The organism is Cryobacterium breve (assembly GCF_027594785.1).
GTDB lineage: Bacteria > Actinomycetota > Actinomycetes > Actinomycetales > Microbacteriaceae > Cryobacterium > Cryobacterium breve_A.
Genome location: NZ_CP075584.1, coordinates 20,877 through 42,807 on the forward strand (window position 1 = coordinate 20,877; position 21,931 = coordinate 42,807).

General features: G+C 70.4%; 18 protein-coding genes and 3 pseudogenes. 10 read left to right on the forward strand and 11 right to left on the reverse strand.

The window, feature by feature from the left end:
- Window positions 1-65: 65 nt before the first annotated feature.
- From KIV56_RS00115 to KIV56_RS00135, 5 genes are all read right to left on the reverse strand, one after another.
- Complete coding sequence (locus KIV56_RS00115) at window positions 66-1,532, reverse strand: amidohydrolase family protein (RefSeq protein WP_281534680.1); 1,467 nt, start codon at window positions 1,530-1,532, stop codon at window positions 66-68.
- A gap of 42 nt (window positions 1,533-1,574) precedes the next feature.
- Window positions 1,575-2,480 (reverse strand): factor-independent urate hydroxylase, encoded by a 906-nt coding sequence (pucL, locus tag KIV56_RS00120; RefSeq protein ID WP_281534681.1) that lies wholly within the window; start codon window positions 2,478-2,480, stop codon window positions 1,575-1,577.
- Window positions 2,481-2,521: 41 nt separating this feature from the next.
- A complete protein-coding gene (gene allB / locus KIV56_RS00125) occupies window positions 2,522-3,967 on the reverse strand; it encodes an allantoinase AllB (RefSeq protein ID WP_281534694.1) in 1,446 nt (481 codons plus the stop codon).
- A gap of 214 nt (window positions 3,968-4,181) precedes the next feature.
- Entirely contained in the window at window positions 4,182-5,177 is a 996-nt protein-coding gene (gene add, locus KIV56_RS00130) for an adenosine deaminase (RefSeq protein WP_281536233.1), read from the reverse strand.
- A gap of 302 nt (window positions 5,178-5,479) precedes the next feature.
- On the reverse strand, window positions 5,480-5,659 hold the full coding sequence (locus KIV56_RS00135) for a hypothetical protein (RefSeq protein WP_281534695.1): 180 nt from the start codon (window positions 5,657-5,659) through the stop codon (window positions 5,480-5,482).
- On the opposite strand from KIV56_RS00135, the gene KIV56_RS00140 reads away from it, so the two are divergent.
- From KIV56_RS00140 to KIV56_RS00155, 4 genes are all read left to right on the forward strand, one after another.
- The gene (locus tag KIV56_RS00140) at window positions 5,658-6,548 is read left to right on the forward strand and encodes an ABC transporter substrate-binding protein (RefSeq protein ID WP_281534696.1); all 891 of its coding nucleotides are present in this window, start codon (window positions 5,658-5,660) and stop codon (window positions 6,546-6,548) included. The genes KIV56_RS00135 and KIV56_RS00140 overlap by 2 nt on opposite strands.
- A gap of 136 nt (window positions 6,549-6,684) precedes the next feature.
- Complete coding sequence (locus tag KIV56_RS00145; protein WP_281534684.1) at window positions 6,685-7,506, forward strand: ABC transporter ATP-binding protein; 822 nt, start codon at window positions 6,685-6,687, stop codon at window positions 7,504-7,506.
- Window positions 7,506-9,170, forward strand: coding sequence for an ABC transporter permease (locus tag KIV56_RS00150; protein WP_281534697.1), 1,665 nt, complete (start codon window positions 7,506-7,508; stop codon window positions 9,168-9,170). The genes KIV56_RS00145 and KIV56_RS00150 overlap by 1 nt, the downstream gene beginning before the upstream one ends.
- 223 nt (window positions 9,171-9,393) lie before the next feature.
- The gene (locus KIV56_RS00155; RefSeq protein ID WP_281534687.1) at window positions 9,394-10,101 is read left to right on the forward strand and encodes a class I SAM-dependent methyltransferase; all 708 of its coding nucleotides are present in this window, start codon (window positions 9,394-9,396) and stop codon (window positions 10,099-10,101) included.
- Between the two features lie 598 nt (window positions 10,102-10,699).
- On the opposite strand, the pseudogene KIV56_RS00160 reads toward KIV56_RS00155, so the two are convergent.
- From KIV56_RS00160 to KIV56_RS00170, 3 genes and pseudogenes are all read right to left on the reverse strand, one after another.
- Window positions 10,700-13,611, reverse strand: a pseudogene (locus KIV56_RS00160) (molybdopterin-dependent oxidoreductase).
- 420 nt (window positions 13,612-14,031) lie between these two features.
- A pseudogene (locus KIV56_RS00165) lies at window positions 14,032-14,346 on the reverse strand (FAD binding domain-containing protein); the annotation flags it as partial.
- A 401-nt stretch (window positions 14,347-14,747) separates the two neighbouring features.
- Window positions 14,748-15,347, reverse strand: coding sequence for a MogA/MoaB family molybdenum cofactor biosynthesis protein (locus KIV56_RS00170; RefSeq protein ID WP_348648435.1), 600 nt, complete (start codon window positions 15,345-15,347; stop codon window positions 14,748-14,750).
- 79 nt (window positions 15,348-15,426) lie between these two features.
- Between KIV56_RS00170 and KIV56_RS00175 the strand changes: the two genes are divergently transcribed.
- The 6 genes from KIV56_RS00175 to sufU all read left to right on the forward strand — a co-directional run bounded on the left by KIV56_RS00175 (window position 15,427) and on the right by sufU (window position 20,179).
- Complete coding sequence (locus tag KIV56_RS00175; protein WP_281534698.1) at window positions 15,427-15,831, forward strand: TOBE domain-containing protein; 405 nt, start codon at window positions 15,427-15,429, stop codon at window positions 15,829-15,831.
- A 76-nt stretch (window positions 15,832-15,907) separates the two neighbouring features.
- A complete protein-coding gene (modA, locus tag KIV56_RS00180) occupies window positions 15,908-16,666 on the forward strand; it encodes a molybdate ABC transporter substrate-binding protein (RefSeq protein ID WP_281534699.1) in 759 nt (252 codons plus the stop codon).
- 7 nt (window positions 16,667-16,673) lie between these two features.
- Window positions 16,674-17,510 (forward strand): ABC transporter permease, encoded by an 837-nt coding sequence (locus KIV56_RS00185; protein WP_281534700.1) that lies wholly within the window; start codon window positions 16,674-16,676, stop codon window positions 17,508-17,510.
- Window positions 17,507-18,304 carry an ATP-binding cassette domain-containing protein gene (locus tag KIV56_RS00190; RefSeq protein ID WP_432432580.1) on the forward strand — a complete coding sequence of 266 codons (798 nt, stop codon included), beginning with the start codon at window positions 17,507-17,509 and terminating at the stop codon, window positions 18,302-18,304. Before KIV56_RS00185 ends, KIV56_RS00190 begins: the two co-directional genes overlap by 4 nt.
- A gap of 4 nt (window positions 18,305-18,308) precedes the next feature.
- Complete coding sequence (locus KIV56_RS00195) at window positions 18,309-19,625, forward strand: SufS family cysteine desulfurase (protein WP_281534701.1); 1,317 nt, start codon at window positions 18,309-18,311, stop codon at window positions 19,623-19,625.
- The gene (sufU, locus tag KIV56_RS00200) at window positions 19,622-20,179 is read left to right on the forward strand and encodes a Fe-S cluster assembly sulfur transfer protein SufU (RefSeq protein WP_281534702.1); all 558 of its coding nucleotides are present in this window, start codon (window positions 19,622-19,624) and stop codon (window positions 20,177-20,179) included. Before KIV56_RS00195 ends, sufU begins: the two co-directional genes overlap by 4 nt.
- Before the next feature lie 336 nt (window positions 20,180-20,515).
- Here the strand turns inward: sufU and KIV56_RS00205 are convergent, their stop codons facing one another.
- The 3 genes and pseudogenes from KIV56_RS00205 to KIV56_RS00210 form a co-directional block, all read right to left on the reverse strand.
- Window positions 20,516-20,860, reverse strand: coding sequence for a hypothetical protein (locus KIV56_RS00205; RefSeq protein WP_281534703.1), 345 nt, complete (start codon window positions 20,858-20,860; stop codon window positions 20,516-20,518).
- Between the two features lie 136 nt (window positions 20,861-20,996).
- Window positions 20,997-21,179: pseudogene (locus KIV56_RS20070) on the reverse strand (hypothetical protein); the annotation flags it as partial.
- Between the two features lie 530 nt (window positions 21,180-21,709).
- On the reverse strand, window positions 21,710-21,928 hold the full coding sequence (locus tag KIV56_RS00210; RefSeq protein ID WP_281534704.1) for a hypothetical protein: 219 nt from the start codon (window positions 21,926-21,928) through the stop codon (window positions 21,710-21,712).
- Window positions 21,929-21,931: the final 3 nt, after the last annotated feature.

A 21,931-nucleotide genomic window follows, 5' to 3' on the forward strand; every position in this document is an offset into this window, starting at 1 on the left:
GGAACAGTTGTCCGCAACGGCGACAGTTGCCTGCGGCCGGGACGGAGCCGGCGGGCGAGGCCGCGCTACTCGGGGGCGAGCACGCGGCGGCCTTGCACGAACACTCCCGTGATCGCGGGCTGGCGGAGCGCGAGCAGCAGGGCGAAGAGGGTCTGGTCCGTGGCCATCCGCTCGTCGTCCGCCCGGATGCCTCGGTTCAGCACGGTCGCAAGCGGTTCCCAGCGGTCCGGTTCGATGAGCAGGAAGTCGGCGTCCTTGCCCACGTCGAAGTTGCCGAACCGGGCCTCCATGTCGAGGGCGCGGGCGCCCGCGAGCGTGCCGGTGAAGAGCAGCGCGGCCGGGTCGAGCGAGAGCCCGGCGTCGCCCGGCTCCGACAGGTGCACCTTGAAGCAGTCGTTGAGCACGCGGGAGATCAGCCACTCGTCGCCGGCGCCGATGTCCGAGCCGATTGCGACGTTCACGCCGAAAGAGGTCGTCCGCAGCCACGGCATCGTGCCGGAGCCGAGGAACTGCTGCGAGGTCGGGCAGTGCGCGACCGAGGTGCCGGACTCCGCGAGGCGGGCGAGCTCGGCATCCTCGCAGTGCACCGCGTGGGCGAGGATGCTGCGCCGCCCGAGCAGGCTCGACCCGCCCCGCTTCGACCCCGGCAGAAACAGCCCGTCGTAGGTGTCGAGGTAGGTGTCGACCCCGTACACCGCCTTCACGGCGTCGATCTCGCCGGTGCCGGGCCGGTTGTTCTCGTTGAGGTGCGAGTGGAAGTACACGCCGCGCTCGCGCGCGTCGTCGTAGAGCTCGCCGAGGCCGGCGAGGGTCGTCGGCGTCACCGAGAGACTGAACCGGGGCACGACCGCGACCTGCAGCAGCGCCGTCGCGGGGTCGCCGGTGTCGACGGCGTGCCAGCGGTCGATCTCGGCCCCGATCAGGTCGAGGGCCTCGGCCTCACCGGTCAGGAGAGCGCCGGCAGGGCCCGACCCGACGGTCTGCACCCCGCGACCACTGACCAGGCGGAGCCCGGCGGCCTGGCTCTCGGCGAAGAGGGCGTCCTGGGCGTGCGGGAAGGCTGACCCGAAAACGAGGGCGCTCGTGGTGCCGGCCGCGACCCGGCGCCGGGTGAAGTCCCGGGCGATGCGCGCCGCGAACTCGGGGTCCCGCAGCCGGGTCTCGGCGGGAAACACGCAGTTGTCGAGCCACTCGAGCAGCTGCCCGCCGCCGTAGGCGTCGGTCGAGTAGGTCTGCGGGTAGTGCAGGTGGGTGTCGACGAAGCCGGGCAGGATGAAGCCGCCGCGGTTGTCGGTCACCGGGTGGTCGCGGAAGCCGGCCGGGAGCTCGGCGAACGGCCCGACCCAGGCGATCCTGCCGTCCGCACCGGTGACGAGGGCGCCGTCGGGCAGGGACACGAGGTGCTCCCGGGCGTCGGCGACGACCGGGGATCCCGCGATGTGGAAGACGTGGCCGCGATAGACGTGGACGGTCGGCGTGGGAACGGATGACGGGGCTGGGGTGGCCGCAGACGCCGGCGCGGAGGTGCTCATCACAGCCATCGTACGGGCGGACCCGCAACGAACCTGACCACCCTAGACGAGCCCGGTGTAGGAGTCCCAGGCGGTACCTGCATCCGCGGCGTCGTCGTGCAGCACGGTCGCCTGGATCAGGCCGTACGGGCGGTCGGCCGCGTGGTAGACCTCGTTGTTGTTGGCCACGCCGAAGGGGGAGAGGTCGTAGAGGAAATGATGCTTGTTCGGGGCGGACAGGCGCACCTCGGCGACAACGGGGAACGCCTCGAGCACGGCCCGGCCCATCTCGTAGAGGGTCTGCTGCAGGGCGAGGGAGTGCACGGTCGCGAACTGGCTGACGAGCACCTGTTTGATGCCGGCGTAGGTGGCTTCCCAGTCGACATCCGTCGTCGAAAAACGCCAGCCGGCGGTGAGCGAGGTCGCCATCACCCGGTCGGAGGTCGGCTGCAGGAGCGTGTACGGGTCCTGCATGAAACCGGCGAACTCGGAGCCCGTCGACTTGAGGATCACGAGGTCCTTGAGCCCGCCGATCACCCAGGTGCGCCGGTCCGCGCCCATGCCCTCGACCGTGATCGCCGCGGTGCGCACCTCCTGGCCACGCCGCACCCAGGTGTGGTTGTGCTCGCTGCCGTCGACGAGCACCCGTTGCCAGGCGAACTCCTCGATCTCGACCCGGGCGGTGTGCACGGGCTCGACCGTGTCGACGAAGTGGGAGGCGAGGTCGAGGCCGTAGCTCTCGATCGAGAGCAGCCCCTTCTCTTTCGCGAAGGAGTATGCGGTCTGCTTCTGGGTATCCGTCGGCAGAACGTTCAGCTGGTCGCCCGCGAGGTGCGCCCGCGCGAAGTCTCCGCGCAGCGCGGTCGACACGCTGATGTCGTGGATCTCGTGCCGGGGCGAGTCGCGGTAGATGCGCACAACCCGGTTTTCCGCTTTGCCATACCGGTTGGGTCCGAGAACGATCGACATCGGGTGGTGCTCCTTCTGGAGGGTGGGCAAGGGGTGGGGAATCAGAGCGTCGGTGCCGGGCGGCGGAGCAGGGCGCCTCGGGGCGGGTCTTCCGGTGGGGCGGATGCCGCGGGCGACGTGACCCCGGATGCTCCGGCCTCTGCCGGCCCGGTGTCGTGCACGAGCGTGCCGGCGAGCCAGGTGCTGTGCACCCGGCCCCTGAGCGTCGCGCCGTCGAACGCGCTCACCGGGTTCTTGTGCTGCAGGGCACCGACGTCGACGGTGAACGACTCCTCCGGCGCGAAGGAGACGAGGTCGGCATCCGCCCCCGGCCGGATCGTCCCCTTGCCGGGCAGGCCCGCGAAGCGTGCCGTCGCGGCGGACATCCAGCCGAGCACGCGCTCGAGGCCGATCCCGGAGGCGCGGGCGGCCGTCCAGACCGCGGGCAGGCTCAGTTCGAGGCCGGAGATGCCGCCCCAGGCGAGGCCGAAGTCGCCGCCGTGGCCGAGCTTGAGCTCGCCGGTCGCGGGCGAGTGGTCTGAAGCCACGAGGTCGATCGTGCCGTCGAGGAGGGCCTCCCAGAGCAGCTCGCGATTGGCGGCGTCCCGGATGGGCGGGCAGCACTTGAAGGCGGTCGCCCCGTCGGGGATCTGCTCCGCAGCGAAGGACAGGTAGTGCGGACAGGTCTCGACCGTGATCGGGAGTCCCTCGGCCCGTGCCGCCCGCAGTCGCGGCAGTGCGGCGGCCGCCGAGAGGTGCAGGATGTGTGCGCGCACGCCGGTACGGCGCACGGCGTCGATCACCCGGTCGATCGCACTCGCTTCGGCCTGCGGCGGACGGCTCGCGAGGAAGCCGGCGTATGAGCGCCCGTGGGCGGGCGGGGCCGCGTCGAGCTCGGCGGGGTCTTCGGCGTGCACGAGCAGCAGGCCGCCGAACGCGGCGATCTCGGCGCCGGCCGCCAGGAGCTCCGCTGAGGAGAGGGCCGGGAACTCATCGACGCCGGAAGGGGAAAGGAAGGCCTTGAACCCGAACACGCCGGCCGCGTGCAGTTCGTGCAGTGTGCCGAGGTTGCCGGGGATCGCCCCGCCCCAGAACCCGACGTTCACGCTCGACTGCGGCCCGGCGGCCGCACGCTTCAGCTCGAGGCCGCGCACCGTCGTCGTCGGCGGGATGCTGTTGAGCGGCATGTCGATCACGGTGGTGACCCCGCCGAACATCGCGGCGCGGGTGGCGCTCGCGAAGCCCTCCCAGTCCGTGCGGCCGGGCTCGTTGACGTGCACGTGGGTGTCGACGAGGCCGGGCAGAAGAACCAGGCCCTTCCGCAAACGGATGTCCGTGGCCCCGCCGTCGTGCAGGCCGGACTCTGCGATCGGTCGCGTCTCGACGGGTTCGTCGACCGGCAGGATCGCGGTGACGATCCCGCCCGTGATCGTCACCGCCCCCGGCGCGAATCCGGCAGGGGTGAGCACGGCGTCCGCCCGGATCACCCGGTCGACTCGTTCGCGCATCGGTCCTCCTGCCTGCTGGAATCCACGGCCGTGAGGCCGACCAGATGGTCTAGCAAACACCCTAATCAGGGCCTCGGGACGCCAATCGGGACTCTCGAAACGCGATCGTCACACGCCGGTCGGTTGCCCGTAATACGACCCCCGCGGGCGCCCCGGCGTCTGGCCGTTCCGGGACCGGGGTCGACGAATACCCCGGCCCCGGCCCGGTCTCCGACTAGGCCGGGTTCGCCGCGAGGTAGTCGTCGATCTCGGAGAGGTATCCCTGCCGGTCGGCGTCGGACAGCCAGCTCGCCTCGAAGGAATTGCGGGCCAGCTGGACGAGCTCGTCCCTGCCGACGCCGGCCTGCCGGGCGAACGCCGTGTAGGTGTCTGCGACGTAGGCGCCGAAGTAGGCCGGGTCGTCGGAGTTGAGGGTGACGAGCACGCCGAGGCCGAGCAGCTCGACGATCTCCCGCGCCTTCATGTCCGCCGTGACGAAACTGTTGGAGACCGGGCAGCAGGTCAGGCCGATCCGGCGCTCCCGCACGAGGGCGACGAGTGCCGGGTCTTCGAGGATGTTCGTGCCGTGGTCGATCCGGTCGACCCTGACCTCCCCGAGCACCTGGCGGATGTTCTCGATGCTGCCGACCTGGTCGATGTCGCAGTGCATCGTGAGCCTGAGGCCGGCCTCGCGGGCGAGCTGGAACACCTCGGCGAACTTCGCCGGGGGATTGCCGCGCTCGTCGGAGTCGAGCCCGACCCCGACGATCAGGTCCCGGTAGGGCAGCGCGGCCGACAGGGTCTCGTGGGCGCTCTCAGCGGATGCGTCACGCAGGAAACAGAGGATCAGCTCGGCCGAGAGGCCGTAACCGGCGGCATCCGCTGCAGCACGGTGCAGCCCCGTGATCACGGTTTCGAAGGGCACACCGCGGGACGTGTGCGCCTGCGGGTCGAAGAACGCCTCGACGTGGCGCACCCCGTCGGCGGAGGCGCGGCGGAAGTACGCAGTGGCGAGGTCGTAGAAGTCCTGCTCGGTGATCAGCACGTTCATTGCGGGGTAGTACACCGCGAGGAAGCTCGCGAGGGAATCGAAGGCGTAACTCGCGCGCACCTCCTCGACCGTCGACTGCCCGATATCGATCCCGTTGCGGGTGGCGAGGGCGAGTTTGAGGTCGGGTTCGAGGGTGCCTTCGAGGTGCACATGCAGCTCTGCTTTGGGCAATCCGGACACAAACGCGGCAGTAGGCTCAGTAACGGACGGCATCGGGGCTCCTTTTCGGGCGGACGCCGTGACCGTATCACGCGGCAGATGCACTTTTCCTCCCGCAACGGGCACCCAGAATGCTGCAACACGACGGAAACACTGTCGAGGTCGCAGCGTCATCTGCGGGGTCTAAATTCAGGGAACCCGCGCGTATGCCGCACGGTATCACAGCAGCCGTTTTCCCTGACGGCACCCCCCAACGGCACCCCACGAGCACCATCGAGAGGAACAGCTTCATGACCCGGACCCAAGGTTTAACAGCACACCGTTCACCGGCAGGGCGTCCCGCCCGTCGTATCCTGCAGGGCGTCGCCGCCGCCGCGGCCGTAACCATCGCGTTGACTTCCTGCGCGACGAGTCTCAACGCCCGCCTCCTCGGCCTCCGCCGGCCCGGCATCCTTCGGCACCGCGAGCATCCAGCTGTCCTGGATCAAGAACACCGAGTTCATGGGCGAGTTCCTCGCCGACTCCAACGGCGACTTCACCAAGGCCGGCTTCGATTCCGTCGACCTCATCGCCGGCCCGGCATCCGCTGAAGCGGGCGTCATCTCCGGCACCGTCGACCTCGGCATCGGAAACGCGATCTCCACCGGAACCGTCATCGCGAACGAGGGCGCCCCGATCAAGATCATCGGCGCCACGTACCAGAAGAACCCGTTCTCCATCCTCTCCCTCGCGAAGGTGGGCAACATCAAGACGCTCGCCGACCTCAAGGGCAAGAAGATCGGCGTGCAGGCGAGCAACCAGAGCCTCTGGGACGCATTCCTCAAGGTCAACAACATCGACCCGACCTCGCTGACCACCGTCCCGGTCGAGTACGACCCGACCCCGCTCTTCAACGGCGAGGTCGACGGCTGGTTCTCCTACCTCACCAACGAGGGCATCGACGCCGACCTCAAGGGCCTCGGCCCGGTCAACCTGCCGCTCGCCGACAACGGTCTCCCGTTCGTCGCGGAGACCTTCACGGCCTCCGACAAGGAGATCTCGGGTGACCGCGCGAAGCTCAAGGGCCTCCTGATCGCCGAGATCAAGGGCTGGGCCGCCGCCATCAAGGACCCCGCCGCCGCCGCCAAGCTCACGATCGACAAGTACGGCGCAGACCTCGGCCTCACCATCGCGAAGGAGACCAAGCAGGCCACGATCCAGTCGACCGACCTCATCGTCAGCGACGACACCGCCAAGAACGGCCTGTTCACCATCAGCGATAAGCTGCAGTCGGAGAGCATCAAGACGCTCGCTGCCGCCGGTGTCACCATCACGGCCGACAAGCTCTTCGACATGAGCCTGCTGTCCGAGGTCTACGCGGAGAACCCCGACCTGGTCAACTACGCCAAGTAGGTCTTCCCCCTCCCGGTCACAACGCATCACCAGTAGTACGCATCACCAGCAGTACGCAGCACCCGCAGTACGCAGGCACATCGAAACGCGGCCGCCCCGAAAGCGGCCGACGACGCCCAGTAAAGGAATACACCCTGTGAGTACGACCGATGCCGGTGTCCAGAGCAACGCTCTGGGCACCGGTCTCCACATTTCCGGGCTCCACAAGGTCTTCACCGTGGGCCGGAAAGAAGTCTCCGCGCTCGAAGACGCCACCCTGCACACCGACAAGGGCAGCTTCCTGTCCCTGCTCGGCCCGTCCGGCTGCGGCAAGTCCACGATCCTGCGGATCCTCGCCGGCCTCGAAGAGGCCACGAGCGGCACCGCGATGGTCGACGGCAAGAGCCCGGCCGAACTCCGCAGCGGCCACGAGCTCGGCATCGCGTTCCAGGACGCGGCCCTGCTCCCGTGGCGCAGTGTGCGCGGCAACATCAAGCTCCCGTTCGAGGTCGCACGGATGCCCGTCGACGAGGACTACGTCTCCGAACTGATCAAGCTTGTCGGCCTCACCGCCTTCGAGCACGCCAAGCCGGCCCAGCTCTCCGGCGGGATGCGCCAGCGCGTCTCGATCGCCCGGTCCCTCGTGCTCAAGCCCTCGGTGCTGCTGCTCGACGAACCCTTCGGCGCCCTCGACGACATGACCCGCCAGCGCCTCAACATCGAACTCCTCAGGATCTGGACCGAGAAGCCAGCGACCACGATGATGGTCACCCACGGCATCTCGGAGGCGATCTTCCTCTCCGACCAGGTCGCGGTGATGAGCCCCCGTCCCGGCCGCATCAAGGAGGTCATCGACATCGACCTGCCCCGCCCGCGGCATCCGGACATGATGCGCTCCCACGAATTCCACGCCCTGCATGACCGCGCCTCCGAACTGCTCTTCAGCCCCGACGCCCTCTCCGTGGCGGAGACGGACTGATGCGCGGCTTCGCCACGTTCCGCACGCTCCCGGCCTGGGCGACCGGGCTGATCGGCGTCGCCGTCGTCATCGTGCTGTGGTGGCTCGGTGCGACCACGATCTTCCGCGGCATCGGGACAGTGCCGGGCGGGGCGATCCCGACGCCGGGCGCCGTCGTCGCCCAGCTGATCTCCGACGGATGGGCGTTCTACCTGTCCCACGTCTCGATCACCGTCGGCGAGGCATCCGTCGGGTTCCTCTGGGGCAACGCGGCCGCGCTCGTGCTCGCCGGCCTCGTGCTCGTCGTTCCCCGGATCGAGAAGGTCGCCCTGCAGATCGCGGTCATCACCTACTGCATCCCGATCGTCGCGATCGGACCGATCGCCTACATCGTGATCGGCGCCCCGCGCGGCGGTGAACTCTCCGGCACCGCGATCTTCCTCGCGGCGATGTCCGTGTTCTTCACGACCGTCGTCGGTTCCCTCGTCGGCCTCAAGGCCGCGACCCCCGCGAGCCTCGACCTCGTCAGCGTCTACGGCGGCGGACGCTTCATGCAGCTGCGCAAGGTGCGGCTGATGGCCGGGCTGCCGAGCGTGCTCTCCGCACTGCAGATCGCGGCACCCGCCGCTCTGCTCGGCGCGATCCTCGGCGAATACCTCGGCGGCGTCGACCGCGGCCTCGGCATCGCGATGCTCGCTGCCGGATCCGCGGCGAACGTGGACCGGGTCTGGGGGCTCGCGCTCGTCGCCGGCCTCCTCGCCGGGCTCGGCTACGGCCTCTTCGGGCTGATCAGCAGGCTCGCGACACCGTGGCTGACGGGACGGAGCCTCCTGATGGCCCTCGAAACCATGTCGGCGGCCCGTCCGCCGAGCACCGCGAAGGTCGTCCGCGGCCTCGGCGCCGTGGTCGGGCGCTCCGCCCTCACCGGGCTGATCACCCTCGTCATTGTGCTCGTCGCCTGGCAGGGCCTGATCCTGCTGCTCGGGGTTTCGCCGTTCATCGCGAAGGGACCCCTCGACGTCTGGAACTGGCTGTTCACCGTTCCGAACGCTGGCGTCAATCGCACGACGATCCTGACCAACCTCACGGTCACCCTCGGGGATGCCTTCCTCGGCTTCGTCGCCGGCCTCGTCGTCGCCCTCGTGCTCGCGATCGCGTTCACGCTATCCCGCGGAATCGAGAGCGCGCTGATGCCGATCGCCCTGCTGCTGCGGTCAGTGCCCCTCGTAGCGCTCGTGCCGGTGATCAGCCTGATCACCGGGCGCGGGCCGAGCCTCGTCGTCGTGATGGGTGCGATCGTGGTGCTGTTCCCGGCGCTCGTTAACATCGCGTTCGGGTTGCGGTCCTCGTCGCCGCAGATCAACGACGTCATCGCCGTCTACGGCGGCAACGCCTTCACGGCGCTGCGCAAGGTGGCGCTGCCGAGCTCGCTGCCGTCGTTCTTCGCCGCCGTCAAAATCTCGATCCCCGGCGCGATCACCGGTGCGCTCCTGGCCGAGTGGCTCTCGACCGGGCAGGGACTCGGCCACGGCATCGTGATCGCGGTCGCCCAGGTCAAGAACTACGAGGTGTGGGCATCCGTCGTGGCGATCACGCTCGTGTCCATCGTCTTGTACGGGGTCGCCCAGTTGGTGGAGAACCTCGTCCTGCGCCGGATGGGCATGGAGAGCAGCACCGGGGCCTAGCCACGCTCGAGAGGTTGGGTGGGGCGTGCGGCTCGAACGCCCCGCGAGACTCCTCACGCTCGCACTCCTGAGTTGCGCGCCACTTCCGCCGCTCCGCGCCATGCGTGCCTGGCGCGGAGCGGCGCAAATGGTGCGCACCACAACCCGGGGCCGCAGTCAACCCGCGCGCGCGACCGGGCCGCGCCCGTAGTGGGCGCACCGGCGCGGGGCTACTGTTCCTGGCATGGAGACGTCACAGAACCGCAAGCCGTTGGGCAGTCTCAAGACCCCGGCCCCGGTGATCAAGGCACTGGCCGCCCAGCTCGGGCATCCGAGCGGGTGGCGCGGCCGGCTGGTGGGGCGGATGCTCAACCGACGCAACCGGGGAATCATCCGCGCCGCCGTGAACGCGCTCGAAGCCGCACCGGATGCCCGGCTGGCCGACATCGGATTCGGCGGCGGTGTAGGGATCCAGCTGCTTCTCGAGCGGGTCGGACCGGACGGGCACGTCGATGCAGTCGACCAGTCGGAGACCATGGTCGATGCCGCGCACCGGAGGTTCCGCGACGACCTCACCGCCGGTCGGCTGTCGCTGTTCGAGGCATCGATGGAGCGCCTCCCGCAGGCGGACGCGAGCCTGGACGGCGTCATCACCCTCAACACGTTCTACTTCCTGCCCGACCTCGGCCGGGCGGCGGCGGAGTTCGCGCGGGTGCTCCGGCCCGGCGGCCGTCTCGTCGTCGGCGTGTTCGACCCGGCCGCGATGCAGCGGATGCCCGTGGTCGAGCACGGCTTCCGGGTGCGCCCCACCGAGGAGATCACCGCCGCCCTCGAGAGTGCCGGCCTCATCCAGACCCGGCACCTCCGGGTCGGACACGGCCCGGACGCGTACCACCTGTTGCTCGTCTCGCCCGCACTCCCGCCCGCGTCGGAATCTACCGAGGCCGCCTAGTCGACTGTCCCCGCCGCATCCACCGCCGCGGAGCGCACCTGCCGCGCCGCACGCCGGGACGCTCCGCGCCCGTTGCGCCGATGCGCGCCCGTCGTGTCGGTGAGCGCCAGTCTCGCCGCTCTGCGCCAGTCGTGTCGGTGAGCGCCAGTTCCGCCGGTGCGCGCCAATCCTTCCCGGTCGCGCGCCAGTTCCGCCGCTTCGCGCCATGTGTGCCTGGCGCGAAGCGGCGCAAGTGGCGCGCCTCAGGGAGCGCACCCGGCCACCCGGGTGTCGCGCCCGTTGCGCCGCTTCGCGCCCGTCGTGTCGGTGAGCGCCAGTTCCGCCGTTTCGCGCCAATCCTTGCCGGTCGCGCGCCAATTCCGCCGTTTCGCGCCCTGCATGCCTGGCGCGAAGCGGCGCAAGTGGCGCGCGCCTCAGGGAGCGCACCCGGCCACCCGGGTGTCGCGCCCGTTGCGCCGCTCTGCGCCCGTCGTGTCGGTGAGCGCCAGTTTCGCCGGTGCGCGCCAATCCTTGCCGGTCGCGCGCCAGTTGCGCCGCTTCGCGCCTTGCGTGCCTGGCGCGAAGCGGCGCAGGTGGCGCGTGACCTCGGCGGCCGTCCTCAGGGGTGCATCAGGCGCCAGATGCGGTCGCGGGACATCGGCAGTTCGTACGGGCGGATGCCGATCGCGTCGCGGACCGCGTTCGCGAGCGCAGGGGCGACCGGGTTGTACGGCGACTCGCTCATCGACTTCGCTCCGTACGGGCCGAGGTCGTCGCTCGTCTCGGCGAAATACACCTCGGTGACGGGCAGGTCCGCGAGCAGGGGCACATGGTAGTTGCGCATCACACTCGTCGTCACGGTGCCCTCGCCGTCGAGGAGGACCTCTTCGTAGAGCGCGGTGCCGATCGCCTGGGCCACGCCCCCTCGATCTGGCCGCGGCACTGCGCCGGGTTCATCACGACACCGGCATCCGCCGCCTGGATCGACTGCAGGATGCGGACCTCGCCGGTCACGGTGCTCACGGCGACCCGGAAGGCCTGCACATTGAAGGCGACCGAGCGCACAGCGCCGTCCTCAGAGCTCGTGCCGCGGAGAACCGTGTCGGCCGGCGCAGCGTTGGTCGCGCCGCTCGCGTGCGGGCCGGTCGCTGCGCGCGCGGCGAGCTCGGTCAGGGGGACGAGGGTGCTGCCGCAGCGGAGACCATCGGCCTCGAGGAGCCAGGCGTCCGCGGGGGTGCCCGGGCGGGCATCCGTCGCCGCCTGCCGAAGCAGCGCGGCGAGTGCGGTCGCCGCACCGAGCACGGCCTTGCCGGCCACGACGACGCCGGCGGAGCCGAAGGCGCCGGTGTCGTAGCCGATCGTGTCGGTGTCGGACTGGAGGATGTCGATGCGGTCGGGGCTCGTACCGAGGGCGGTCGCGGCGAGCTGGGTGTGCACGGTCGTGGTGCCGTTGCCGAACTCGGCGGTGCCGACGCGCACGGCGTAGCGGCCGTCGTCACACAGGGTGACGGATGCCTGAGCAAAGTGCCCGCGCGGGGGGATCGTTGCGATCATCGCGGTCGCCATGCCCTCGCCGACCCGCCATTCGGGTCCATCGGGCACGGGCGTGCCGTTACCGCGGGCGAGGGCCGTTTCGGCGAGGTCGAGGCACTGGTCGAGGCCGTAACTGCCGAAGATGAGATCTTCGCCCTCGACGTGGGTGACCACGAGGGGGTCTCCCGGCCGCACCGAGTTCAGCCGGCGCAGGTCGAAGGCGCTCACCCCGAGGTCGCGGGCGAGGTCGTCGAGCGCCGATTCGACACCGAAGATGACCTGGCCGAGGCCGTAGCCGCGGAAGGCGCCGGACGGGAGGTTGTTCGTGTAGACGCTGCGGGCATCCACTCGCTTGTTGGGCACGGAGTAGAGGCTCACTGACTCGGAGCCTGCCGTGGTACATCACCCCGGGGCCGTGGTTGCCGTAGGCCCCGGTGTCGCTGAGCACGTCGAGGGCGAGCGCGGTGAGGCGACCGTCGTCGGTCGCGCCGAGGGTGACGCCGACCCGCATCGGATGCCGGGTCGGCGCGACCCGGAATTCGTCGGCACGGCTGAACTCGTACTGCACCGGGCGGCCCGTCGCGAGGACCGCGAGGGTGACGAGGTCCTCGGTGAGGATCTCCTGCTTGCCGCCGAAGCCGCCGCCGACGCGGGCGGTGAAGACGCGGACCGCGGCCGGGTCGAGGTCGAAGATGTGGCAGATCTCGCGCTGCACGAGAAACGGCACCTGGGGGAGCTCGTTCGCAGCACGAGCCGCTGCTCGGGGGTGCCGGCGTGTTCGAGCCAGCCGATCGTGCCGTGGGTCTCGAGGTGGGTGTGGGCGACCCGCTGGGTCTGCCAGGTGCCCGTGACCAGGTGGGTCGCCTCGCCGAGGCCGGCCTCAAGGTCGCCGTACTCGCCATGCAGCTCGGCCACGAGGTTGCGGGAGGGATCGGCGACGCGGCTCGCCACGGCATCCTTTTCGCCGTGCACGAGGGGGGCGCCGGGCTCCGTCGCGCGCGATGGGTCGAACACGGCGGGAAGGAGGTCGTACTCGACATCGATGAGGCGACAGGCGGCCTCGGCGATCGCGACGGTGTCGGCGACGACGGCAGCGACCCGCTGGCCGCGGAACCGGAGCACCCGGTCGAAGACGAGGGTGTCGTCGGGGTCGTCGGTGCGGTCCTCGTGCCGAGCCGTGGAGAAGAGGGTCGCGGGGGAGTCGGTGTGGGTGAGCACCGCGTGCACACCGGGAAGGGCCGCAGCTCGCCCAGTGTCGATCGAGCGGATGCTGGCGTGCGCGTGCGGACTCTGCAGCACGCTGACGTGCAGCAGGCCGGGCACCGCGAGGTCGAGCGTGTACGGTTCGAGGCCGCTCACGACCCGCTCGCTCGCCGGTGCGTGGGTCGAGGTGCCGACGTAGCCGCGGGCGGGGGTGGTTGCGCTGGCGGCCGGCACGGCCTCGGGCTCGGTGTGCGGTGCTTCGGGGCCCTGGCCGAGTGCCGACGGGGTCGTGGCGCGAGCACCCGTGCGGACCACGGGACCGAGGCCGTCCGGCGGAAGGGCGCACAGGGCCGAATCGTCTGCCGGGGTGTGCCGCCCGTGGATGGCGTCGTCGATCGCCCGGTAGCCCGTGCACCGGCAGAGGTTGCCCTTGAGCAGGCGGGGCAGGTCCTCGAGGTCGTGCTCGGTGAGCGTGGACGCGGTCACGACCATGCCCGGCGTGCAGAAGCCGCACTGGAAACCGGCGTGGTCGACGAAGCGCTGCTGCACGGGCGCGAGGTCACCCGGCGTGCCGAGGCCGGCGGCGGTCGTGATCGCGGTGCCCTCCGCGCGGAATGCCGGGTAAATGCATGAGTGCACCGGGGTGCCGTCGACGAGCACCGAACAGGCGCCGCAATCGCCGGTGTCGCAGCCCTTCTTGACCTCGAAGTGCTCGAGTTCGCGCAGGAAGGTGCGCAGGCACTGCCCTGGTGCTGCCGCGGCGTCGACCCATTGGCCGTTGACCTCGAATCTCACGGGCGGGCCTCGCTTCCGGTCGGGGTGCTCTTTGTCGGGGTCTGTTCCGGATCGGGAGTCGGTTCCGGGGCCTCGAGCCTGCTGGCGGATCTCCTCGGCGAGCACGGCGCTGACCGCGGCGCGCCAGTCGGCCGCGCCATGGGCATCCGTGAACCAGGCGTCGATGCCGGCGACACCGGCACGGAGCTCGGCCGCGGCCGGAAGCGTGTCGTAGCGCAGCTGCACGGGCCGGAGAGTCGCGGCCGTGACCGTCAGGGTGAAGCGGCCGTCTCGGTCGAGGCGGCCGATGACGACGGCGCCCGAGCGGCCGATCGGGGAGAGCGCAATCTTACGGAACGCGGTGCGGGCGCGGAGCGAGGCTTCAGGGATATGGATGGATCGCAGCACATCACCGGTGCTCAGCACGGTCGTCATGTCGCCGGTGACGAAGTCTGCTCCGGGGAGGAGCTCGTCGCCTCCGTCGCGACGCCAGACGAGCACCTCGGCGTCGAGGGCCGCGGCAAGGCTCGTCATCGGGCCGGCGGGCAGGGCCGTGGCAAGGTTGCCGCCGACGGTTGCGACGTTCCAGACCTTGAACGAACCGTAGAGGGCGGTGCAGCATTCGAAGAGCAGCGGATGCGCGGTCCAGCCCGGCCGGGTCGGGAGCGCAGCGAGCTGGGCGAGGGTGCAGGTCGCGGCGATCTCGAGGCCATCGGCGGTGACGGTGAGCGCCGGCCAGCCGAACGCCTGCAGGTCGACGAGCCCGGTGAGGTGCGCGCGGGGATCGGCGAAAAGTTCGGAACCGCCAGCGAGAGGGAGCGACCGTGTCGCCGAGCAGCCGCAGGTCTTCGCGCTCGTGGGCGGGCGTGATCGTCACAACGGTATTGAGGTCCATTGCTGCTCCAGTCGTCCCGGGCCGAGTATCCAGTCAACCGCATTTCTGGGTCGGTTTCGTCCACGGTACCCGTCCCCGTCTGGGGGCGCGCTGCCGCGGACCCGGACTGCGATGCCTCGAACGATTTCGACGGTGATTCTCGTCCCGCGAGACGGGATCGGGCGAGCAGCATCCGCTCGGGCCTGCGCTCCCGTGGATTCGTCACGGGATGGCTGCCGGCATCGGCAAAGTCGGAGATTTTTGCGACACGCCGAGTATCCGGTCAGCGGATGCCGCGGGTCGGGGAAATCTCCGACGTTACGTCTCCGGGCGGCGTGGCGGGGCGTGCTGCGGGGCGTGGAGGAGGCGGTTCAGGAGGTGTGGTCGAGGCCGTGGAGCCTGATCGATGAGGTGGGGGAGAACGTCGTCGAGCACGGCGAGGCCGTCGCGCACGCCGCCGGTCGAGCCGGGCAGGTTCACGACCACGGTGCGGCCGCGAGCGACGCCGACGTAGCCGCGCGAGAGCAGGGCCAGGGGAGTGGATGCTGCGCCCCGGCGGCGGAGCCTCCTCGGCGAGTCCCGGGATGAGCCGGTCGAGGTGCGGCAGTGTCTGCTCTGGCGTCTCGTCGTGCGGACTCACCCCGGTGCCACCGGTGGTGATCACGAGGTCGCAGTGCGCGGCGATCGCGGCACCGAGGGCCTGGCCGACGCGGTCGCCGTCCGGCACGACGTGGACGGCGTCCACGGTCCAGCCCCTGTCGAGAAGCCAGGCCTCGATGACCGGCCCGGTGCGGTCCGGGTAGATGCCGGCCGCGGCGCGGGTCGACGCGACGATGATCTGCGCGACGCGCGGCGTCGCATCCGTCGGAGTGTTCGTCGTCATGTCCCCAGTGTGCCGCACGGAGAGTCAATCGAAGCCGAACCGTCAGCGAATCCGCAGATGAGGGAATATAGTGCTCGTTATGGCGCAGATACGGATTCGCGAGGCCGCCGGGTTCCTGGGCGTGAGCGACGACACCGTGCGCCGCTGGATCGACAATGAGGTTCTGCCCGCGACAACCGATGCCGCCGGGCGCATGGTCGTCGAGGGCGTCGACCTCGCCCGCCTGGCCACCGAACACGCCGCCGTGCAGACCGACCCGTCCGGCACGGCGAGCTCGGCCCGTAACCGGTTCGTCGGGCTCGTCACCCGCGTCGTGAGCGACCCGGTTATGTCCCAGGTCGAGCTGCAGTGCGGGCCGCACCGTGTCGTTTCCCTGATGAGCACCGAAGCCGTGCGGGAGCTCGGCCTCGTGCCCGGGTCCGTCGCGGTCGCCGTCGTGAAGGCCACCACCGTGATCGTCGAAATCCCCCAGGAGCATTCGTGAGCCCTCGCAGTCACGCCGTCCGCCGGTACCTTCTGGCCTCGATTGCCGTTTGTGCCGCCGCCGCGCTGACGACGGCATGTGCCGGCCCGGCCGGGGCCGGGGGTCCGCCTCCGCGTCGGCCGCGGCATCCGCTTCGTCAACGACCGCCGCGAGCCGTGTCCCGGAGACCCTGACCGTTTTCGCGGCCGCCTCCTTGAAGAAGACCTTCACCGAGCTCGCGACCGAGTTCGAGGCCGCCAACCCCGGCGTGACCGTTGCGCTCAACTTCGCCGGATCGGCCGACCTCGTCACCCAGATCACCGAAGGCGCTCCCGCCGACGTCTTCGCCGCGGCCGACACAAAGAACATGGCCAAGCTCACGGGCGCCGGCCTCGTCACGGGCGCCCCGGCGGTCTTCGCGACCAACACCCTCGAGATCGCCGTTCCGCCGGGCAATCCGGCCGGCGTGAAGTCCTTCGCCGACCTGGCCGATCCCGCCACCAAGGTGGTCATCTGCGCAGCCCAGGTGCCCTGCGGCGCCGCGACCGCCGCGATCGAGAAGGCGACCGGTGTGACCCTCGCCCCGGTCAGCGAGGAGAACGCCGTCACCGACGTGCTCGGCAAGGTGTCCTCCGGTGAGGCGGATGCCGGCCTCGTCTACGTCACGGACGTCGCCGGGGCGGGCACGAGCGTCCTCGGCATCCCGTTCGCCGAATCAGGCACGGCCGTGAATTCGTATCCGATCGGCGTCGTCGCCGCGAGCAAGCATGCCGAACTCGGGACCCTGTTCGCAGGCTTCGTCACCGGACCCACCGGGCGGAAGGTGCTCGCCGCGGCGGGCTTCGGCACCCCGTGAGCGTTGCATGACACAGGCCAGCGGCCGGGCAGCGGTCTCTCTGCGCGGCACCGCGCGGGACGATACGGAGGTGCTCGGCGTACCGCGCTGGATCGTCGCGATCGCTGCCGTCGGCGCGCTCTTCATCGTGTTGCCGATCGTCGGGATGACCGCCAGGGTCGACTGGGCGAACTTCGGCGCGCTCGTCACCTCGCCCTCCGCGATCGCGGCGCTGCTGCTCAGCCTGCGCACGGCCGCGGCGAGCACGGCGCTCTGCCTGCTGCTCGGGGTGCCGATGGCGGTCGTGCTCGCCCGGAGCCAATTCCGCGGCCAGCGGCTCGTGCGGGCGTTCGTGCTCCTGCCGCTCGTGCTACCGCCCGTGGTCGGTGGGATCGCGCTGCTGTCGACGTTCGGCCGCCGGGGGCTGCTCGGCCAGACCTTCGAGGTGCTCGGAATCCAGATCGCGTTCTCGACGACGGCCGTCGTTCTCGCGCAGGCGTTCGTCGCGCTCCCATTCCTCGTGCTGAGCGTCGAGGCGACCCTGCGGGCCTCGGGCGCCCGGTATGAGGCCGTCGCCGCGACCCTCGGCGCCGCTCCGAACACCGTGTTCTGGCGGGTGACCCTGCCGCTCGTCGTGCCGGGGCTCGTCTCGGGGGCCGTGCTCGCGTTCGCGCGGGCGCTCGGTGAGTTCGGTGCGACCCTGACCTTCGCGGGCAGCCTCGAGGGCGTCACCCGCACCCTCCCGCTCGAGATCTACCTGCAGCGCGAAACGGATCCGGATGCCGCCGTCGCCCTCGCCCTGGTCCTCGTCGTGGTGGCGGTCGTGGTCATGGTCGCGACCCACCGGCCGCGAGGGCTCTCGTGACGTTCGAATTCGAGGCGGTCCTCGCGCACCGGAACCTCGATGTGGCCTTCAGCGTCCAGCCGGGGGAGACCGTCGCGCTCCTCGGCTCCAACGGGGCAGGGAAGTCGAGCGTCGTGCAGATCAGCGCCGGCCTGTTGAGACCGGATTCCGGTCGCGCGAGTCTCGCCGGCCATGTTCTCTTCGACCTGCCCGCGGCATCCGCTGCCCCCGACGCACGCACGGGCGGCGGCACCGTCCCACGCACAGGCACCTGGACCCCGCCGCACGCCCGAGGCACCGTGCTTCTCGCCCAGGAACCGCTGCTGTTCCCGCACCTGTCCGTTCGCGACAACGTCGCCTTCGGGCCGCGGAGCGCGGGAATTCCCCGGGCCGCGGCGCGTGACCTCGCCGAGGAGTGGCTCGTCGCCGCCGACGTCGCCGACCTCGCCGACCGCAAACCCGGCGCCCTTTCCGGCGGCCAGGCGCAACGGGTGGCCGTCGCGCGCGCCCTCGCGGCCCGACCGCGCCTGCTGTTGCTGGACGAGCCGATGACCTCCCTCGACGTCGCGGCCGTGCCGGCCCAACGCCTGCTGCTGAACCGGATGCTGTCCGACCGTTCGGTGATCCTGGTCACCCATGATCCCCTCGACGCCCTCGCCCTCGCCGACCGGGTCATCGTGCTCGAGGACGGCCGGATCGTCGAGGCGGGTCCGACCCGCGAGGTCTTCGCGAACCCTCGCACCGCATTCACCCGTGCCCTCACCTTCGGTCTCGCGCCCGGGACGGCCGAATCCCGCGAAGACGGTTTAACCTAGGAGCATGACGCTTTCCGCTCCATCGTTCCGTCGTGCCGCCGCCGTGGCGCTGACCGAGGACGAGGTCGCTCGCATCCGCAACGACTTCCCGATCCTCGAACAGCGCATCAACGGGCATCCGCTCAACTATCTGGACTCCGGGGCCACCTCGCAGAACCCGATCAGCGTGATGGAAGCCGAGCAGGAGTACTACGAGCAACGCAACGCGGCCGTGCACCGCGGCGCGCACACCCTCGCGTTCGCGGCGACGGAGGTCTTCGAGGGCGCCCGGGCGACCGTCGCCGCGTTCATCGGCGCGCAGCCCGACGAACTCGTCTGGACCTCGAACGCGACCGAAGGCGTCAATCTCGTCGCATATTCGATCTCCAATGCCTCCCTCGGCCTCGGTGGGCCGGATGCCGCCCGGTTCCGTATCGGGGCCGGCGACGAGATCGTCGTGACCGAGATGGAACACCACGCCAACCTCATTCCGTGGCAGCAGCTCGCTCTGCGCACCGGGGCGACCCTGCGCTTCATTCCCGTGATGGACGACGGCACCCTCGACCTGGCCGCCGCGGCCACGATCGTCGGCCCGCGCACGCGGCTGCTCGCCTTCACCCACGCGTCCAATGTCGTCGGCACGATCAACCCCGTTGCCGAGCTCGTCGAGCTCGCGCACCGCTTCGACGCCCTCGTCATGCTCGACGCCTGCCAGACGGTGCCGCATCTTCCGGTCGACGTCGCGGCTCTCGACGTGGACTTCGCCGTCTTCTCCGGGCACAAGATGCTCGGCCCGACCGGCATCGGCGCGCTCTTCGGCAAGGCCGAACTGCTCGCCGGCCTGCCGCCGTTCCTGACCGGCGGTTCGATGATCACGACCGTCGACATGGAGCACGCAGAGTTCCTCGCGCCGCCGCAGCGCTTCGAGGCAGGCACCCAGCGCATCTCGCAGGCGATCGCCCTCGCCGCCGCCGTCGACTACCTGACCGAAACCGGCATGGACCGGATCGCCCTCCGTGAGGCCGAACTCGGCCAGCGCCTCGTGGCCGGGCTCGCCGAGATCCCCGGCGTTCGGGTGCTCGGACCGGCCGCCGGCATCGACCGCATCGGCCTCGCCGCCTTCGACGTCGCCGGGGTCCACGCGCACGACGTCGGCCAGTTCCTCGACGAGGCCGGCATCGCCGTGCGGGTCGGCCACCACTGCGCCCAGCCGCTGCACCGCCGCCTCGGCATCACCGCGTCCACGCGCGCCAGCACCTACCTCTACACTACGACCGACGAGGTCGACCAGTTCCTGGCCGCCATGCACGAGGTCGCCCCCTTCTTCGGAGTGAAGCCATGAGCTCGAGCGAGCTGCAGCAGCTGTACCAGCAGATCATCCTCGACCACGCCAAGTACCGGCACGGCGCCTCGGCAGAGCCGTTCGGCGTGTTCGACGCCGACGGTGCACCGGGGCTGCGTCTCGCCGAGTCGCACCAGGTGAACACGACCTGCGGGGACGAGATCACGGTCCGGGTCGGCGTCCGCGCGGGCTCCGGTACCGCAGCGGATGCCGCGGTGACGGACGCCGCCGGCCCTGCTCCCGTGATCGAACAGTTCGTCTGGCGCGGTGACGGCTGCTCGATCTCGATGGCGTCGGCATCCGTGCTCGCGGACACGATGACCGGACTGACCGTTCCCGAAGCCGAGGCACTGGTCACGACCTTCCGTGACCTGCTCCGCTCGCGCGGCACGATCGAGCCGGACGAAGAGGTGCTCGGCGATGCCGCGGCCTTCGCCGGGGTCTCCAAGTATCCGGCCCGGGTCAAGTGCGCGATGCTGCCCTGGGTCGCGTTCGAGGCCGCCTTGATGCAGGTCGCCGCGGCATCCGCTGCCGCCGTGACCCCGCTCGCGTAACCGCGCCCGGCGCTGCCGTTCGCCACGGTCGCCCGGCCGATTCTCTGCCGCGAGAGTACGATTTTGGCCCTTAAGACCGTGTTTTAAGGGCCAAAAGTACGCTCTCGCGGAACCTGGGGCGCGCACGCTGGGGCGCACGGGTGTGCTCGCTCGCTCGCTCGGGTAACCGCGCCCGTCACGTCGGGTCGGGTCGCCGGCATCGCGTCGCCGCGTCACCGGCTGATTCTCGTCCGCGAGAGCACGTTTTTGGCCCTTAAGACCGTGTTTTAAAGGGCCAAAAGTGCGCTCTCGCGCAACCTTGCGCGCGCACGCTGGGGCGCGAGGGATGGGCGCTGGTCAGGCGCGGGAACGCGCGACGAGGCTGAGGACGGCGCTGGTGGCGGGCAGGTTCGGCAGGAGCGCGGCGCCGTCGAGACCGTTCGCGGTGGGAAAGCGGATGTCCGCGGCCGGCCAGACCAGGCGGAGATCGCGCTCGAATCGGGTCGCGATCTCGGGTGAGCGCAGCACGCCGCCGAGCCCGCCGATCACGGGTGCGTCGACCACCGACTGGCCCACCCGTTCGAGTCCGGTGCGCACCGACAGTGCGAGTTCGGCGGCCGCGGCGTCGCAGATCGCCGCGGCGACGGCATCCGTTGCCGCGAGGGCGGTGACCGAGCGCGACCACGCCGCGATCCGGCTCACCCGGGCCGGGTCGGCTTGCAGGCTCGAGGTAGAGCGTCTCCAGGTTCGGGAATTCCTTCTGGACGGCGTTGCGGAGGGCCGTCACCTGGCCGCGTCCGTCGTAGTCGCGCATGACTGAGTCGAGGGCGGCACGTCCGAGCCAATAGCCGCTGCCGGCATCCGCGATCAGGTACCCCCAGCCGTCGACCCGGGCGACGGCGCCCACACCGACCGCCAGCGTGACGACGCCGGTGCCGACGGCGATCACGGCCCCCGGGGTGTCGCCGAGGGCGCCGAGGTACGAGGTCACCGAGTCGTGGGCGAGGAACACGTCCTGCACGCCGAGCCCGTGGGTGAGATGACGGAGTTCGGCGGCATCGGCGTCGGACTGCGTGGAAGCCGGAGATGCCGGCGCTCAGGGTGCGAATGCCGAGGTCGTCGGAAAGGCCGCTTTCGGTCGCGGCGACGGCCTTGACGACATCGGCGAGCTGGGGCATCAGCTCCCGGTCGGTGCGAATGCCGGCGAAATCAAACGTGTCGTGTCGTCCGTCGGCCGAGCGGAGCCAGGGCGCGGATGCCGGTCTGGCCGGCATCAATGGTGAGGGAGCGGGATACGTCGGTCATCGCGGGGCGTCCTTGGTCGAGGGGGCGAATCGAAACTGCGGTGCGGCCGGCGAGTGTGCCGGTGCACAGTCCCTATCATTCCGCGTTGCCGTGCCTGGAGGGCAGTCCCAGCACGGCCAGTCCCGGAGAGGGACCCCTCGGAAAGGAGTGCGTGCGAACCATGGGTCGGCTAGCCTTCTGGTATCGCCGGTCCAACAACCGGCCTCTGGGGGGAGAATGTTGAATAATCTGGCTGGCTGGCATGTATTAGTTCTTGTTGGCGGCTTTGCGGTGACGGCCGCTGTGGCCGTGGCGATTGTCTTTGTCGCCATTCGACTCGCGCGCCGCAAGTAGTGCGCACGACGGTCGTCGCCGGGCGAAGACGAGGGCGGCACTGGTGGGATTGTCCGTCGGGACGAGTCTGGTGATGCTGGGGTTTGCTGTCTTGCTCGCGCTGGCCGTCGTCGGGATCATCGTGGTGGCCATCCG

Excerpts from the sequence above, each read along its gene's own strand:
- KIV56_RS00115 (WP_281534680.1), bottom strand. The coding sequence starts at position 1,532 with ATGAGCACCTCCGCGCCGGCGTCTGCGGCCACCCCAGCCCCGTCATCC.
- pucL (WP_281534681.1), bottom strand. The coding sequence starts at position 2,480 with ATGTCGATCGTTCTCGGACCCAACCGGTATGGCAAAGCGGAAAACCGG.
- allB (WP_281534694.1), bottom strand. The coding sequence starts at position 3,967 with ATGCGCGAACGAGTCGACCGGGTGATCCGGGCGGACGCCGTGCTCACC.
- KIV56_RS00140 (WP_281534696.1), top strand. The coding sequence starts at position 5,658 with ATGGGCGAGTTCCTCGCCGACTCCAACGGCGACTTCACCAAGGCCGGC.
- KIV56_RS00135 (WP_281534695.1), bottom strand. The coding sequence starts at position 5,659 with ATGAACTCGGTGTTCTTGATCCAGGACAGCTGGATGCTCGCGGTGCCG.
- KIV56_RS00150 (WP_281534697.1), top strand. The coding sequence starts at position 7,506 with ATGCGCGGCTTCGCCACGTTCCGCACGCTCCCGGCCTGGGCGACCGGG.
- KIV56_RS00155 (WP_281534687.1), top strand. The coding sequence starts at position 9,394 with ATGGAGACGTCACAGAACCGCAAGCCGTTGGGCAGTCTCAAGACCCCG.
- KIV56_RS00170 (WP_348648435.1), bottom strand. The coding sequence starts at position 15,347 with ATGACGACGAACACTCCGACGGATGCGACGCCGCGCGTCGCGCAGATC.
- KIV56_RS00175 (WP_281534698.1), top strand. The coding sequence starts at position 15,427 with ATGGCGCAGATACGGATTCGCGAGGCCGCCGGGTTCCTGGGCGTGAGC.
- modA (WP_281534699.1), top strand. The coding sequence starts at position 15,908 with ATGTGCCGGCCCGGCCGGGGCCGGGGGTCCGCCTCCGCGTCGGCCGCG.
- KIV56_RS00185 (WP_281534700.1), top strand. The coding sequence starts at position 16,674 with ATGACACAGGCCAGCGGCCGGGCAGCGGTCTCTCTGCGCGGCACCGCG.
- KIV56_RS00195 (WP_281534701.1), top strand. The coding sequence starts at position 18,309 with ATGACGCTTTCCGCTCCATCGTTCCGTCGTGCCGCCGCCGTGGCGCTG.
- sufU (WP_281534702.1), top strand. The coding sequence starts at position 19,622 with ATGAGCTCGAGCGAGCTGCAGCAGCTGTACCAGCAGATCATCCTCGAC.
- KIV56_RS00210 (WP_281534704.1), bottom strand. The coding sequence starts at position 21,928 with ATGGCCACCACGATGATCCCGACGACGGCCAGCGCGAGCAAGACAGCA.